Source organism: Clostridium zhoujianii (assembly GCF_051590805.1).
Lineage (GTDB): Bacteria > Bacillota > Clostridia > Clostridiales > Clostridiaceae > Clostridium.
This window is the reverse complement of the sequence record NZ_JBPUTF010000001.1, coordinates 488,978-506,487: the sequence shown is the minus strand read 5'-3', so window position 1 is coordinate 506,487 and position 17,510 is coordinate 488,978. Positions and strand designations below refer to the sequence as shown.

13 protein-coding genes are annotated in these 17,510 nt (G+C 29.6%); 3 read left to right on the top strand and 10 right to left on the bottom strand.

The window, feature by feature from the left end; all coding sequences use genetic code 11:
• Positions 1-171: 171 nt before the first annotated feature.
• Both ACSYT2_RS02280 and ACSYT2_RS02275 read left to right on the top strand, forming a co-directional pair.
• Entirely contained in the window at positions 172-8,247 is an 8,076-nt protein-coding gene (locus tag ACSYT2_RS02280; protein WP_438383169.1) for a hypothetical protein, read from the top strand.
• Between the two features lie 487 nt (positions 8,248-8,734).
• On the top strand, positions 8,735-9,394 hold the full coding sequence (locus ACSYT2_RS02275; RefSeq protein WP_438383167.1) for a CPBP family glutamic-type intramembrane protease: 660 nt from the start codon (positions 8,735-8,737) through the stop codon (positions 9,392-9,394).
• Between the two features lie 77 nt (positions 9,395-9,471).
• On the opposite strand, the gene ACSYT2_RS02270 is transcribed toward ACSYT2_RS02275, so the two are convergent.
• The 4 genes from ACSYT2_RS02270 to ACSYT2_RS02255 all read right to left on the bottom strand — a co-directional run bounded on the left by ACSYT2_RS02270 (position 9,472) and on the right by ACSYT2_RS02255 (position 13,542).
• Positions 9,472-10,509, bottom strand: coding sequence for a GNAT family N-acetyltransferase (locus tag ACSYT2_RS02270; RefSeq protein ID WP_438383165.1), 1,038 nt, complete (start codon positions 10,507-10,509; stop codon positions 9,472-9,474).
• A gap of 294 nt (positions 10,510-10,803) precedes the next feature.
• Positions 10,804-12,114: a DUF4179 domain-containing protein gene (locus ACSYT2_RS02265; RefSeq protein WP_438383163.1), complete on the bottom strand. Its 1,311-nt coding sequence runs from the start codon at positions 12,112-12,114 to the stop codon at positions 10,804-10,806.
• A gap of 4 nt (positions 12,115-12,118) precedes the next feature.
• Positions 12,119-12,676 (bottom strand): sigma-70 family RNA polymerase sigma factor, encoded by a 558-nt coding sequence (locus ACSYT2_RS02260; protein WP_438383161.1) that lies wholly within the window; start codon positions 12,674-12,676, stop codon positions 12,119-12,121.
• A 413-nt stretch (positions 12,677-13,089) separates the two neighbouring features.
• Positions 13,090-13,542: a MerR family transcriptional regulator gene (locus ACSYT2_RS02255; RefSeq protein ID WP_438383159.1), complete on the bottom strand. Its 453-nt coding sequence runs from the start codon at positions 13,540-13,542 to the stop codon at positions 13,090-13,092.
• A 173-nt stretch (positions 13,543-13,715) separates the two neighbouring features.
• Here ACSYT2_RS02255 and ACSYT2_RS02250 point away from each other — a divergent pair, with 173 nt between their 5' ends.
• On the top strand, positions 13,716-14,561 hold the full coding sequence (locus ACSYT2_RS02250) for an aldo/keto reductase (RefSeq protein WP_430857154.1): 846 nt from the start codon (positions 13,716-13,718) through the stop codon (positions 14,559-14,561).
• 66 nt (positions 14,562-14,627) lie between these two features.
• Here ACSYT2_RS02250 and ACSYT2_RS02245 read toward each other — a convergent pair whose 3' ends face one another.
• From ACSYT2_RS02245 to ACSYT2_RS02220, 6 genes are all read right to left on the bottom strand, one after another.
• Positions 14,628-15,179 (bottom strand): histidine phosphatase family protein, encoded by a 552-nt coding sequence (locus tag ACSYT2_RS02245; RefSeq protein WP_438383157.1) that lies wholly within the window; start codon positions 15,177-15,179, stop codon positions 14,628-14,630.
• A gap of 40 nt (positions 15,180-15,219) precedes the next feature.
• Complete coding sequence (locus ACSYT2_RS02240; protein ID WP_438383155.1) at positions 15,220-15,369, bottom strand: hypothetical protein; 150 nt, start codon at positions 15,367-15,369, stop codon at positions 15,220-15,222.
• Between the two features lie 116 nt (positions 15,370-15,485).
• Positions 15,486-15,689 carry a hypothetical protein gene (locus tag ACSYT2_RS02235; protein ID WP_438383153.1) on the bottom strand — a complete coding sequence of 68 codons (204 nt, stop codon included), beginning with the start codon at positions 15,687-15,689 and terminating at the stop codon, positions 15,486-15,488.
• On the bottom strand, positions 15,671-15,880 hold the full coding sequence (locus ACSYT2_RS02230) for a hypothetical protein (protein ID WP_438383152.1): 210 nt from the start codon (positions 15,878-15,880) through the stop codon (positions 15,671-15,673). The genes ACSYT2_RS02235 and ACSYT2_RS02230 overlap by 19 nt, the downstream gene beginning before the upstream one ends.
• A 147-nt stretch (positions 15,881-16,027) precedes the next feature.
• A complete protein-coding gene (locus tag ACSYT2_RS02225) occupies positions 16,028-16,225 on the bottom strand; it encodes a hypothetical protein (protein ID WP_438383151.1) in 198 nt (65 codons plus the stop codon).
• A 585-nt stretch (positions 16,226-16,810) separates the two neighbouring features.
• Complete coding sequence (locus ACSYT2_RS02220; protein WP_438383149.1) at positions 16,811-17,497, bottom strand: ABC transporter ATP-binding protein; 687 nt, start codon at positions 17,495-17,497, stop codon at positions 16,811-16,813.
• Positions 17,498-17,510 lie beyond the last annotated feature (13 nt).

The window sequence follows — 17,510 nt, the reverse complement described above, 5'->3', positions numbered from 1 at the left end:
AATCTCATAATATAATATATTCATTATTTCTATTATGTTGCTCTATAAATATTTATTTTCCAGCCTAAAATAAAAGTTAGTAACTGATATTATTTACCTTAATAGTATATATTATGTATTAAATATTCCTTAATAGGAACCCAAAAAACCATTTAAAAAGGAGATAATAACATGGCAATAACTCAAAGGTTTTCTGCAATAGATAAAGCTATCCTAGTATCTACTGGGAATAGTTTTATGGTATGTGGAAGCTCTACTGAACCAGATGTAAATACCTCTGATTTAATAAAGATAGACGGAACAACCACCAGGAATTGGAGTCAATGTGGGAGTGAAGCTATCTTAAATATTTTAGCAGACAGTACTGTACTCTATGCAGAGCTTATATGGTATTCTACAGTATTTAGTAATGTATCTGGTTCTTTAGATCTTAGAAGCATAGGAGATAATCAGATAACATTTACTACACCTAAAGGTAGTTATCAAATCTCACCACAATATACAGATAGTTATACAGGAATATCTGGAACCGTTGATAGATATAGAGCCACAGATGTAACAAGTTATGTACAAGCAGCTTTATCAGGAAATTATTCAGTATCAAAGGTTCCAATAAGTCTGCCTAGTACAGGTTTAAGTAATTCAAGAGGTGGTTGGTCATTATCAGTTATTTATAGAAATGATTCATTTAAACCACAAAAAATCCTTTATAATTCAGGTATATCTGTAGCCACTCCAAGTATCCCATTCCAAACAACCCTTACAGGTTTTTCTACCAGTTCGGATCCTAACTTCCTAAATGGTAGTATCACTATGATCTGCGCTAATGGAGAGCCTTTAAACGGAAATGAATATGCAATGGCAGGTACATCTTTTGCAAATTTAATTAATATTGGTAATAGCACTTTAAGTCCTAACCCCAATCCTGGAACCACCCCAAATAATCCTGGAAATAGTTTCTTTTCAGGAACAATAAATGTAGCAGATCCACTAAATCAAAGTAATGGTTTATTAAATATAAATGGAACAAAGGGAATAAGTAATAATGATGGATTTGTGCCAACACAACTAATTGGTGCAAGAAATAAATGGGATATTACTAATGTAGATATATCTAATACCTTAGTTACAAATCAAACATTAATTTGTGGGCAGATAACAACAGGTGCCTCTGGAGATGGTATTCAATTAGTATCTATAGGAACTCAGGTATATTCTAAAGCACCAAATATAATAACTACTTTAGAGGCTTACGATATTGATGGTGACCTTGAATATAATGTTGAAGTTGGAGAAACTCAGGTATATGTAATTAAAATAAAAAACGATGGTGATGTAGATGCTAACAATATGATTATTTCATCAATACTAAACTCATCAACTTCCTTTATACCAGGCTCTGTTATTATAAATGGAATAAATAATCCTACAGCAAATATTATTAATGGTATTAATATAGGAACTATTGATGCTAGAGGTATTGTAACTATTTTATTTACAGTTAGAGTTGATTCACTCCCATCTGGCGGGCTTTTATATCAAAATGTAAATTATAGTTATCAATTTATTTCTGGATTAGATATTATAACTAATTCTGGAGTAACAAACACAATAAGTCTAATTGTACAAGAAGGAAATCTAACTGTTACAAAAGTAGCTTCTAAATCCTCATTATTCATAAATGATACTGTAACCTATACCATTACTATTCAAAATATAGGTACAGAAGTAGCAAAGGAAATATTATTTCAAGATAAAATGGATGTGAATTCTTCTTTTATTCCTGAAACAGTGATTATTAACGGAGTACCTTACACTGAATATAATCCATTTACTGGCTTTGTTTTACCTGATATGTCTGTAGGTTACACTAATCAAATAGTTTTCCAAGTAAAAGTTAACTCTTTACCTATATCAAGTAAAATAAGTAATCTATGCTTCGTTACCTTTGGATATCTTTTTGATCAGTATGTATATTTAAGAAAAAAGACAGTTGTTAGTAATTCCACTAATATAACAGTACAACATGTAAGTATTATTGATGAAAGATGCAATAATAATAACTATCCTAAGGTTAATGATACAGTAACTTATACTCTAAGCTTAACAAATATGGGGAATATCCCTGCAATAGCTGTTGAAGTATTAGAACCAATAATACCTGGTGCTACCTTTGTAAATGGAAGTGTGAAAATTAATTCTACAAGCCAGCCAAGCTTAAATCCATTTGAAGGCTTTAGTTTAAATACTCCCATACAACCACTACAAACTAGTAAAGTAGAGTATAAAGTATTAATAAACAGTCTAAACCCTGAAAGCCTAATTCAAAATACTGCTAATATTCCTTTTAAATATCAAATAGTACCTGGTGGAACTACTATAAACTCTCAGAAGAACTCAAATACAGTTAATACAGTAACTAACTATGTATGTATTAATTCAATTAAAAGTGTAAATACAGCTTATTCTGAAATTGGAGATACCTTGTATTACAAAGTTCAAACTTCAAATAGTGGTAATATCAATGCAACAAATACTGTATTTTTAGATAGTTTACAATCTAACCTTTCATTTATATCTGGTTCAGTTGCTATTAATGGAATACCTTATCCATCATATAATCCAACAATTGGATTCACCCTTGGAACTATCTGTCCTGATGAGACTGTAGAAGTTACTTTCCAAGCTAATGTAAATAGTCGTCCTATACCAAATGTAATATACAACAATGGAAGTGTAGTTTATAACTATCAACCAGATCCAAATGGAGGTATACTAACTAACAATGTATTTACTAATACTGTAGAAACAATAATTAATGAAGCAAAATATTCTATTACAAAGACCGTAGATAATATATATGCCCATCTAAATGACTATTTAGTTTATACAACTACTATTCAAAATACAGGTACAGTACCTCTAACTAATATTAAGTTTGCAGATTTTACAGATATATTCTTAGAATTCGTTGAAGGAACAGTTTATATTAATGGTATTCACTACCCAAGCTATGATCCTAATGAACAATTTCCAATTCCAGATATGAATCCAGGAAATACAGCTACTATAGTATTTGGTGTAAAAATAATTGGTTACCCTCCAATTGGTTATGTTCAAAATATGTCAGAGGTTACACTCACTTATAAACAAAATCCTAATAGTCCTATAATAACTAAAACAGTATATTCAAATATTGTTAAAACCTATATACCAATTGCTAAAGTTGATTTAGTTAAAACTGTAGATAAATTATATTCAAATTTAGGTGATACTTTAACTTATTCATTTACTGCAACTAATAGTGGCAATAGCAATGCTATAAATACTTTTTTTACAGATATTCTTCAAGAAGAGGTTAGCTTTCTTCCAGGCTCTGTCTTAATAAATGGGGTTAATAAAGCTAATTACAATCCAAATATAGGATTCCCATTAGGTTCAATGGCTACAGGAAAAGTTGTTACTATTGAATTTAAAGCTACTGTTAATTCTGTTCCAAATCCTAATACCATTAAAAATAATGCTACTGCTTCTTACAGCTATTATGTAGATCCAGCTGAGCAGCCTGTAACACAAACCTCTACTTCAAATATAGTAACTACAATTATTAATTCTTATTCTGCTACCTTAAGTAAAGCTGTTGACAAGACTTATGCTACTATTGGAGATATTCTTTCCTATACAATTACAACTACCAATACAGGAACAGTAACATTAACAAATGTTACTTTAAAGGATTTAATTCCTCCTGGAGCTACCTTTGTTGATGAATCTGTAATTATAGATGGTGTAAGCAAACCAACTTTTAATCCTAACTTAGGTTTTCAAATAAGTAATGTACTTCCTGGTGGAAATGTAGTTGTAATGTTTAAAGCAGCTATAACTTCAATTCCAACTACTCCACAAATTAACAATACAGCTAATATAAACTTCAAATATCAATTAACTCCAACCTCTCCAAGCCTTGATGGTAGCTTAACTAGTAATACAGTCACCACTAATATTAGAAAGATGTCAGTTAGCAATACTAAGAGTGTAAGCACTGCATATGCAACAATAAATGATACTTTAACTTATACTTCTGTGATATCTAATACTGGTAATGTATCTTTAAATAATACAAGTTTTATTGATAACCTTGATAATAATATAAACTTTGTTCCTGGATCTATAAAAATTAATGGAGTATCTTACTCTAACTATGATCCTAATATTGGATTTACTCTAGGGACAATAAATCCAAATTCTAATGTCACAGTTACCTTTGATGTAACAGTTAAAACCTTGCCTCCAAATGGTATTATAACTAACTCATCAAATTTAAATTACGAATATAAAATAGATCCTAATGCCCCTTATATTAGATCTAATGTAACAAGTAATAATGTTACCACTTATATTAATTTAGGAAATTTAACAGTAACTAAAGCTTCTGACAGAAATATTGTAAGATTAACTAATATAATAACCTACAGCTTTGTTATATCTAATACAGGTAATACTTTACTTCAAAATCTACTATTTAAAGATATAGTACAATTAGAATCCTCCTTTAACTTAGGCACAGTTTATGTAAATGGAGTAAACCATCCTAACTATAATCCAAATACAGGTTTAAATTTAAATAATCTTGCCATTGGAGAAAATGTTACTATTACTTTCCAAGTAACTGCTAATTCAATTCCTAACAATAATGAATTACTAAATACCGCTAATATAAGCTACAGTTACTATGTAGATCCTAATGGTTCTATCACCACTAAAACTAAAACCTCAAATACAACTACAGTTTATGTCTACGATACTATAATTTCTGCAAATAAAACTGTAGATAAAGCAGTAACAAAACTTGGAGAAACCTTGAACTTTGTAATTACTCTAAAAAATGAGGGTAATGTTCCAGCTCAACATGTTATCTTCAAAGATTTATTAGATACTAATATATCTTTCATTACAGACTCTGTATATATAAATGGAGTTCAGAACCCTGGCTATGATCCTAATGTTGGATTTAACCTTAGTAATATAGGCATAAATACAACTACAACTGTTAGTTTTTCAGCTAAAGTTAATAGCAGACCAATTAACAATATAATAACTAACTTTGCCAATATTAATTATGACTATCTTGTAGGTTCAGATATACAATATGCTACTATTAACACGAATACTACTGAAACCTATATTGCTGTAGGAGAAGTAACTGTTACTAAATCTGTAACAAATTCTTATGCTACTGTAGATGATAACTTATACTATACAGTTATAATTAAAAATACCGGCTCAGTAAATGCAACAAACTTAATTTTCAAAGATTTAATTCCAATTGCAACTTCCTTTAATATAGGAACTGTAGTAGTAGATAGTACTCCTAGGCCAACTTTAAATCCTAATACTGGATTTACCTTGTCCGATTTGGCTCCTAATGCTTTTCATACAATAAGCTTTAATATTCATGTGGGTTCATTACCTCAAAGTGGTAAAGTTGATAATACTGCTGATCTTACTTTCACTTATAAATTAACTGAAATAGATCCTCCAGTAACTACAACTACCCATTCAAATACTGTTACAACTTTAATTAAAATTGGCGTATTAGTATCAACAAAAGAAGTTGATAAGACTTATGCTACTATTGGGGATACTCTAAATTATACAATTACAGTTAATAACACAGGAAATTCCAATTGTTTTGATGTATTATTTAGAGATATTCTTCAGTCCAATGCTAGTTTTGTAACTGGATCTGTGAAAATTAATGGTGTAACTTATTCAAATTACAATCCAAATACAGGATTTATTTTAAGTGATATCCCTGGTTTTGGAGTCTCAGTTGTAACTTTTTCAGCAACAGTTCAAAGCTTACCACAGGATTATACTATCTATAACTTTGCTACAAGTAGCTATAAATATTATGTAGATCCTACTAATCCTCCTATAGTGGATGAAAAACAAAGTAATACAGTACAAACTATAATTAATGTTGGTAAAATAATTCCTACAAAGACAGTAAGTAAATCCTATGCCACTATTGATGATATATTAACTTATACTGTTAATATATTTAATGCAGGAAATACAATTGCTAAGAATATAAACTTTAGAGATGTTTTGCCAATAGGTATAAGTTTTATAACAGGTTCAGTACAAATAAATGGAATATCCTATCCAAATGCTAATCCTTTTGATAGTTTTACCTTAGGAAATATTATATCAGGAGATACTGTAGTAGTTACTTTTCAGGCTAAAATAATTAGTTTACCAAATCCATCACTAGTAAGTAATACAGCAAATATCACCTTCTTTTATAAGGTTAATCCAAGTGGTGAAGATATACCAGTTACCCTTAATTCTAATACAGTTACAACTCAAGTTAATTCAGGATCATTGAATTTAGCTAAAACTGTAAATAAAGGTTATGTAACTATAGGTGATGTTATAACCTATACAATTATAGTTTCAAATAATGGTAATATTACAGCTGAGAATGTAATATTTACAGATAATCTTCAAAGTGATATAAACTTTAACCAAGGATCAGTAAAAGTAAATGGAACAACCCATCCTGATTATGATCCTAATCAAGGTTTTTCATTAGGTAATATTGAAACTCTTAATAATATAACTATAGTATTTACAGCAACAGTTATTCAAAATCCAATTAATTCTTCTATCCTAAACCATGGTATAGGAACCTTCTCATACAAAATAGATCCAAATGGTCAATATTATAGTAAATCTAGTCTCTCTAATATCGTTTCAACTATAATTATTAAACCAGCTTTAAGTGCCACTAAAACAGTTAATAAGAGCTATGCTACACTTCAAGATAATTTAAACTATAGTGTATTAGTTAAAAATGAAGGTAATACAACTATTTCTCAAATATTTTTTGCTGATAACTTATCAAATGGGGCTATCTTTCAGTCAGGAACAGTAAAGGTTAATGGAACAAACTTCCCAACCTACAATCCAATTACTGGATTTAATTTGTCAGATCTTATTGCAGGTAATACTGCTTTAGTAGAGTTCCAAAGCACTGTAACTACACTTCCTGAACCACCACAAATTACAAACTATGCTGTATCAAATGGTATATATTATGTTGATCCTCAGGGACCATCTTACCCAATAACTGCAACCTCAAATATTGTATCAACTAATATAAATCTTGGTAGCTTATCTAATACTAAATCAGTAGATAAGATGTATGCTAAAGTTGATGATACCCTAAACTACACTTCAATAATTACTAATACAGGTAACGTAAATGTAACTAATTTATTCTTTACAGATATATTACAGTCTGCTTTAACCTTTGTATCTGGAACTGTAACCATAAATGGTGTAGTATATCCTTCATTAAACCCAATAATAGGATTCAATTTATCTAATTTAGCTCCGGGACAAAATGTAACTGTAGGTTTTAGCACTAAGATAAACTCATTACCAACTCATGCATCAGTAACAAATACTTCAAATGTTAATTTTAGTTATAAGTTAGACCCAACAGGCCCTGTAAATACTAATATTCAATCAAGTAACACTGTAACAACTAATGTGGTTTTAGGAAAATTAACTGTATTAAAAAATGTTGATAAATCAATTGCTACTATTGGAGATGAATTAACTTATTCGCTAACATTAACCAATGTTGGTACTGTAGTTAATAGTGGTCTTTTCTTCCAGGATATTCTCCCTTCAGGCCTAGCCTTTAAAGCTCATAGTGTAATTGTTAATAATGTAAATCAACCAACCTTTGATCCAATAGTTGGTTTTAACCTGAGGGATATAGGTGTAGGTAATGTTATAACCATTATATTTGTAGCAACAGTAGTATCAGTTCCCCCTACTAACACTGTAGTAAACCAAGCTGTTGTTAATTTTAAATTTGTAGTAGATCCAAAACAACCACCATACAATGACACAACCTACTCAAATACTGTAACAACTAATATAGCTTATGGAAACTTAACTGTTACTAAGGCTACTAATAAGGATTTTGCTACTATTGGGGAAGAAATAACCTATACAATTACTATTGTAAATATAGGCAATATTGATGCTAATAATGTAGTATTTCTAGATCCTACTCCTCACAATTCAACCTTTGTAATTGGATCTGTAAATATAAATGGTATATCCTATCCTGACTTTAATCCTTCGGCGGGATTTGCCTTAAATACAATGACGCCAGGTCAAATTATTACTGTAGTTTATAAAGTTCAGGTAATAGAACTCTGCTAATTTAAAAGTAAAGTCTTATTTAATAAAAAATAAACCTCCACAATACAGTAAATTATATTGTGGAGGTTTTCATTTTTATAAACTTAATTTTCTTAATAAATCTTAATAACTTTTCTTATAGAATCTTAGACTCTCTCCGGTACAATACCCTTATTATAATTAAAGGAGAGAATGGTTTTGAAAATAAAATATATTGTCTTAAAAATCTATTACTCACAATAAACCCCTCCATAATTAGATTAATAGCACAATTATAGAAATTAGATATTAAAAAATCCGCCTAAAATTTATTAAGGTTTATTAAGATTAGTATAACTTTATTTAGCTAAAATATCTAATATGACATATTATTACATTAAATAGATTTATTTGACAATGGCTTTTGTTGGTACTATAATGATGAAATATATTATACGAAAGGCCTATTTAAATAATAAATACTTCTGTCGTAGATATGGATAAATAATTATTTTAAGGGGGCCATAAAATGGACAAAATATTTAATAAACCTATCAAAACTATTAATACTATTATCGGCATTATTATTTTAGCACTTGGATTTCTTAACCTATCATATGACTGGATTCCAATTCTAGCACCATTCTCTTTAGCAATAACTGGACTTGCTGCATTTGCAGTAACCTTCGGGCTTGAATCAATCAAAATGTTATTTAGTAAACCTCAAAAAACTATAAAAACATTTTTTACCTTTTTCTTACTTGCAGTAGTTGTTTCTATGTTGACTAGTTTCTTCCTAATGTATGTTTTAAAATTAGATTTAACTGGAAATCCAGCTGTAGGTAATGTTCCTTGGTTGAGCCTTCCTTTTATGCTTTTAGGTGAAGAATTAATAAGCTTCTTTGTTTTTGCTATTATTGCAAGTTTATTTAAAAATAATAATAAACAATTACTTATCGCAAGCTTTGGCAGCGCTATAGTATTTGCACTACTTCATGTTCCAACATACTGGGATGGAAATATTATTATAACTCTTCTTCATGTGCTTGCACTACAAGGTGTATCACGTTTAGTTTTCAATAGTGCTGGTGTGAAATCTAATTCAATTATTGTACCTTGGGTAATACATGTTATATTTGATTCTTTAATGTTTTCTGTATCATTACTGTTATTAGTACAATTATTTTAAATATCTTTAAACTTAATTATCTGTTTACACAAAAACAAGATAGGATTAAAGTCCTATCTTGTTTTTTAAGACATAAATTATATCATAATTAAAATAACTGAAATTATGCTCATCATCAAATACAAAAGCTTATTCCATCTATATACTCTACCACCACCAAAGGATTCAAATGGATATATTGCTAAAATACGATACATTATAAATGTACTTGCAATCTGGCTTAGATATTTAACTAATATATGTTGTGGCATAATTATTTTTGAGCCTACTAGTATAACTAAAAGAAATATCCATTCTAATAAAGCTGGAATTCCCATATCTCTTTTAAATTCCTTTGTATTTTCATAGCTTTCAGGATACCAATTCCCTATTAGAGGATAAGCTGCTCCTATATTTATAAAGGCAACCACTACTGCTCCACAGCTATTAACCCTAAATTTCCACTTTCTTTTAGAAAGTAAGCTTCCTAAGTAACTAATAAATACACCACTTGCTAGTAACCCAATATATGCAAGGATATACATTCCCCAGTTACTTCTATTGTTAAGTAAAAAGCCTAATATCAATAATAAAAAATTTGCTAAAAGATAAAATCCAATTTGAGTTATTGTTTCAACCTTTTTAGGTTTAACTTCCTTTCCTTTAACCATTAAGTAAAATTCCATCCCATTAGACATAAAAGCTGTAGTAGCAAAATATTCCTTTAGCATTAGCTCTACTCCTAGCTCTTTTGTAGCTTCTAGCAAACTAACTTGTGAGAAACCATTATTTAGAAGAGACTTCCATGAAGCAACATTATCATCCTTAACCATTGTTATTATAGCCGTACAACCTTCACTCCATAAATATTCAAAGCTTTCTTTATATAACTGCCTTCCAACACTTTGATTATGATAATCTGGATCTACATAAGCAAAATCTATATATGCAATCTTTTTATCCTTAGCTATTGTGTATTTAAAAACCATGCCACCAACAATTTTTTCATCAATAATAGCTACCATTGCCTCTTTAGGTTTACTTACGAAAAGTCTTTCTGCCCCAAGAAAAGCTTTTGCCCCAGTCTTCTTTACTGCCTGCCCTTCCTCAGCTTTCATTTTTCTAATTGTTATCATAACATCCCCCCTATACTTGCCATTGCTACTCTCCTGGATTTTTATTATATTTACTAAAAATACCAGTATACTTATTATTTCTAGAGAATATTGTTATTTCCTCTTAAATCCTATATTTCTTTATGGTTATATTTAATTAACAGAATTTCTGCTTTATATATTCTTATTGCTTGCATAGCATTCCTATACCAATTCTATTAATCCTAAGCCCTAGTATTTCACATAAAGAAAATAAAAGGTTGATTGCCTTAATGCTACCAACCTTTTATACCTCTAAATCTAAAACTTTGACATTTATTTTAAATCTATTGTAAACTTTAAATCTTCCCTTATTTCATAAAATTCATCTATTTTAGCACCAGCTATTTTATATTTCTTATTTTTATCTACTCCCTTAAATACCATTTCAAAATTCTTTTGGTCAAAGATATTCCTTTGAGTATTATATTTATCTTCTGAAATTATCATATTATTATCTTCATCAATCAATATTATGCTATGAGATTGAGTAACTGGTATCATCCCTTCTGCATTATAGTGCACTTTAAGAGTATCATCACCTATCCACTCTAATTCATTAACTATAAGCTTTCCAATACTTCCTTGTGATAGCTCTAGTGGAAGAGTGTTTATATCATATATACGAGGATCAACCTTGTAATCATCACTAATTTTATATGGTATAAATGTTAAACTCTTAGTATCATCATTTATTAAGCTTCTAAAGTTTATACTTCCTTTATCATTTTGTGAACCCCCACCTTTTGCGATGATTTCATTTCCTTTGTCATCAAACAAAAAGTAACTATACTTCCACATATCACCGGATATTTCCATTGATATTGATAATGGACTGGTACTTATCTTATTTATTTTAAGCCTATCTCCATCGCCTAAATCAATGGCTTTACCTACGTTATACTCTTTTATTTTATCTTTAATATTATTCTTGTCTACATTTATCTTGAGCTCCCAATTTCCCTCTAGGGTGCCTATAAAATTAGCTTTCATATCTAAAGTAAAAGTATCTTGAAGCGTAATTCCACTACTATTTCTTATACTTAAATATCCATCATACCTATTATCATTTACCATTTCCCCAGAACTACCATAGCCCCCAATATCTTTACCACCTACAGTAAACTGAGCCATAAAAATATTAGGATTTCCCACTATGTCTTTTAACTTCCCATCTGAAATTAAGGAATATGCAATATTGATTTCACTTCCATCTGTCACTACTTCATTAACTTCAACCTTAACTCCTTTATCATAAGTAGATAAATTAACACTAGTTGAATATTTTTCATAATCTGCATGATCTCCTACTATTTCTTTAAATGTCTTTATGATAGACTTTCCAATATTAGCATAAACCTCTTGTCCATTTGTGAATACTAAAATCATATTTGTAGCAATAAATACCCCAGCTACTGCCACCTTAACCTTATTTGGTATAATTTTCTTCTTTTTAATTTTTGTCTTTATTTTTCCTTCTATCCTTTTAGCAGTTAAGTCATCTAAAGGATCAGCCTCTACTTCATCTTCTATATTATAATAGTTTAATAATTCATATATATAATCATCATTATTACTTTTATTCATAGTATTACCTCCCCATAATTTCTATCCATTTATTCTTTATAGTCTTCCTCCCCCTAGATAATCTGTTATCTAGAGCTCCCCTTGAAAGACCTAAGGCCTCTGATATATCAGATATGCTTTCATCTAAGATATAACGTTTTATAAATATCTGCTTATCAACATCTTTCATTTCATTAATAATATTCCTTAATGTATCCATATCTTCTGCCATTATTATTCTTTCCTCTGTAGTACAAGGTTCAGTAAGCTTTTCTTCATCTAACTCAACATTGGTATTCTTATTTAAAAGCTTCCTTTTGTAATCTATAGCCTTGTATTTACTTACTGCTATGAACCACTGCTTAAAAGTGGTGATATTATTATCATATTTGGCTATGTTATTCCAAACCCCAACAAATATATCACTTACACATTCCTCAACATCTTCTTTTGTACCAACTTCTTTTAGCACATCAAATGCCATTTTATAAGCAAGTCCACTATAACTTTTGTAGACATAATCTAGAGCTTTTTCATTTTTCTTTTTTAGCTCCTTGATGAAATTATCTGGATTTATAGTCATTTTACTTCCCCCTTTGAAGAGCTCTTCACTAAATATATACGTAACTTAAATTCACTTCTATCATAAAAGGCTTAATTATGTAAAATTTATCAATTTATTTTCTATCTACAGTATATATGATTTGAGAAACAACGTTAACATAACTAAGTACTAATTGGTATATTTCCAAAGTATAAAATGAATTAATTTAAAATACACTTATTGTAAAATATTACTAACAGATAATTATTTGAAAGATTGGATATTTTAAGGGGTATATTGCAGGCATGACTTTAAAAAGGTTTTTCATAATATATATTTCTAAAGCATTCTAAATAGCAAATTCTAATTTTAAGATTATGAAAAGCGGTAGAACATATACAAATGATCTACCGCAAAACATTGAATATAACTGGATATCTTCCTTATAAATCTTAATCCTGAGCTGAAACCAAAGATTCACAGTTCCTACCTTCTGATTCAGAACCAGAAGTGCTCCATGTTCCAGGATTACTGTTATCTGGTATACGATTATTCATAATATCAAGATACCACTTTTCCTTATACTCAATATATTTATATCTTTCATTAATCTCCCTTAATTGCTCCTCTACTTTTTTCTTTTGCTCTAAAATAATTTCATACCTTTTTTCTAAAGTAGACTCTCCTTCTAAGCACAGATCAACATAGTCCTTAATTGCTTGTATGGACATACCAGATCCTCTAAGATTTTTTATGCCAATGAGCCAATTCTTAGAATTCTCATCAAAGAGTCTGTTTCCATTCTTATTTCGCTTTAAAGTAGGTACTAATCCCATATCTGTATAATATCTAACTGTATGTTCAGTCATATTAAGGCATTTTGCAATCTCTTTTACTGTATACATATTTCCCGCCCTTTCATCCTTAAATATTAAATCTTTTTTATTACATCCTTGACTTCGAGTTACTCGAACACTTTAGACTAATCATATCACAATAAATTCAGTTGTGTAAATGTAACCCTGCTCAATGAGATAACAAACAGCAGAGAAAAAATTATAATAAAGGAGAAATTATTATGAAGTATGTAGAATTAAACAACGGTATTAAAATGCCAATTTTAGGGTATGGAGTATTTCAAATTGCAGATCAGGAGGAATGTGAAAGATGTGTACTAGATGCAATAGGTGTAGGTTATCGCTTAATCGATACTGCTCAAGCCTATGGAAATGAAGAAGCAGTTGGAAATGCTATAAAAAAATGTGGTGTTCCAAGAGAAGAATTATTTATTACTACAAAAGTATGGATTTCCAATGCTGGATATGAAAATGCAAAGAAATCTATGGAGGAATCATTGAGAAAACTTCAATTGGATTACTTAGACCTACTATTAATCCATCAACCATTTAACGATTATTATGGAACTTACCGTGCAATGGAGGAACTATATAAAGAAGGTAAAATTAAAGCAATCGGTGTAAGTAACTTCTATCCAGACAGATTAATCGATCTTATAAAATTCAATAAAATTGTTCCATCAGTAAATCAAGTTGAAACACATGTATTTAATCAACAAGTAAAGGCACAAGAAATAATGAAGAAATATGGAGTTCATACTCAAGCTTGGGCACCTTTTGCTGAAGGTAAAAATAACTTATTTACTAATAAAACATTAAAAGCTGTTGGAGATAAATATAATAAATCAATTGCTCAAGTTGCTTTAAGATATCTTATTCAAAGAGGAGTATCAGTTCTTCCAAAAACAGTTAGTAAGGAAAGAATGCAGGAGAATTTTGATGTGTTTAATTTTGAATTAACAGCAGAGGATATGAACTTGATTGCTACCTTAGACAAAGAAGAAAGTTTATTCTTCTCACATTATGATCAAGAAACAGTTGAATATTTAACAAGCTTAGCAAGATAGATACTAGTTCAGAATGTTGTTATGCTGTTAAAAATAAGGACTTCCTACACAGGAAGTCCTTGTTTATTAAATCTCCTTAGATAGTGGATCAATTATCTCAATAAATTTAAACCTATCATCTTCAAATTCAAATTTTAAGATACAACAATTAGAAAAATGTATATCATTTCTATTAGTAATATCCTCCCATTTTCTTAAGAACATGAAACAAGCTCCACCATGACTTACAGCTAGTACTGTTTGGTGATCACCCTTATTCATAATCTCTGAAAGAGTTTTATTCATTCTCTCCTGAACTTCTACATCTTCCTCACCATTAAATTGAACAAAGAAATCTCCATAGGTTCCACCTTTTTTCTTAGCTTTTGGATTTAAATCTTCACTTTCTCCTTCAAAGGTTCCAAAATTCCATTCCTTTAATCCTTTAAGTCTAACATAATCTAAATCTGTAACTATTTCTAAGGTATCACATGCTCTTTCCTGAGTTGATGAATATGCATGATCAAATTCTATAGAATTTTTCTCGAAATACTCCCTAGCTAATTTTGCTTGTTTCATTCCTTCTGATGTTAAAGGTGAATCACATGCTCCTTGAATCTTTCTTCTTAAAAGGAACACCAGATATAATTAATGAAATTAAAGCCTTTAAAGAAATATCTTAACCAAACATATACATAGAACTTGTATTCATTAAGAATCCATATATGAAGAATCTACTTATTCCACCAAATATGCATAATTTAATTTTTTTATTTGCCTTCTTAAATAGAACTCCTGCCAAAAAAACTATAATTCCAAATGAAAACATCTGCCAAGGGGGCCAAGGTCCTTGTCAGAAGAAAAAATTGGATACAAATCCCGATATAGCACCTGTTAAAAATCCAGCTTCTCCACCAAAACATACCCCTGTAATGATTACAATAGCTACAACTGGCTTAAATTGTGGAAGTATAAAAAAGCTACCCTACCAACTACTGCTATTGAAGAAAGCATAGATATAATAATTAATTCTCTTGCTTTAGGTTTTCTCTCTTCAAAAATCATAAAAAATGGAATCATAGTATAAATAATTATAGCCGATGTAATAGTTCTTTTAGATAACTTTTTATCTATGTATTCATCTTGCATAACTTAATCACATCTTCATAAGTAATAGCGTTTTTAAACAAATGTCTACTCATTCTATTAGCTGATGTTGTATAGAAATTATTTTCTCCGAAAAAATCTCTCGGTGATCCGCTTACCACTATATTTCCATTAAAGAACATACCACATCTACTTGAAAACATAGCAGCAAATTCGATATCATGAGTAACCATGATTATAGTGACTCCAGTATTATTTAGTTTTTTTAAAACATTTCCTAATTTAATTTTAAAATGACTGTCTATTCCCTTTGTTGGCTCATCAAGAAATATAATCTTAGGATTTAATAGAAGAATTTTTCCTAATGCTGCTTTTTGCTGCTACCAACCACTTAAATCATATGGATGCATATCTAAAAGCTTATCAAGGTCTAATAGTTTAGCTACCTCATTAACTCTTTCATTCTTTTCTTCTATATAATCAATTTTAACTTCCTTATCTCTAAACATATTATCTAGCCATCGTCTTCCATCCCTAACTTTTATAGGGCAACCTAAGTCATTTTCATCCTTAACCATTTCCTCTTTGGGGTTACTTACGAAAAGTCTTTCTGCCCCAACAAAAGCTTTTTACCCAATCTTCTTTACTCCTTGCCCTTCCTCAGCTTTCATTTTTCTAATTGTTATCATAACATCCCTCCTATACTTGCCGTTGCTACTCTCCCGGATTTGTATTATATTTACTAAAAATACCAGTACACTTATTATTTCTGAGAATATTGTTATTTCCTCTTAAAACCTACATTTCTTTATGGTTATATTTAATAACAGAACTTCTGCTTTATATATTTTTTTTATCTACTTCCTTAAATACCATTTAAAAATTCTTTTGATTGTTAAATCCCTTGTCTGAAATAATTACCTTGTTACATTCATAAGACAATATGATTGATTAGCATTATGTAACTCCTATTATCCCCTGTACTTTATAGTACACCTTAAGTAAATCTGATATTTTTATAACTTCAACTCTCATTTATTCTCTCCTATAAATTTAAAAAATGTATATTTAATTCCTCTAACTTCTAATTATTACTATATTATTTGAAAACTATAAAATAGTAGCTCCAAATTTGAAGCTACTATTAATTCAAAATAATAATTTTATATTTTCATTTCAGATATTACTCCATCTTGCATACTAACAACTCTATTTCCATATTCCGATGACTTAGTAGAATGTGTTACTTGTACAATTGTTCTACCCTGTTCTTCGTTTATTTTTCTTAGTAAAATCATTATTTCCTCTCCCATTTTTGAATCTAGATTTCCTATAGGCTCGTCTGCCAAAATAACTTTAGGATTAGATATTAAAGCTCTTGCAATAGCTACTCTTTGCTGCTGTCCACCTGATAACTGCCTTGGTTTATGCTTTCTTCTTTCTATAAGTCCTACAATTTCTAATATTTCCTCTAAACTATTTTTACAACTACTAATTGACTTTCCATCTAACATTAAAGGCAAGATAATATTCTCTTCTACTGTTAAGTTAGGTACAAGGTTGTAAAATTGGAATATAAATCCAATTTCTCTTCTCCTCATTATACTTTCTTCCTTATCATTCATTATTGCAATATCCTTACCATCAATATTTATCTTTCCGCTTGATGGTTTATCTAATCCACCTAATAAATATAATAAAGTACTTTTTCCAGAGCCTGATGGTCCCATTATTGATAAAAAATCCCCTTCCTTAACAGTTAAATTTATTTTTTTTAAAACCTTTGTTTCATTATTTCCATCAAGTATATATGATTTACATAAATCAACTACTTCTATTACATTATTCATTATTGTTTCCTCC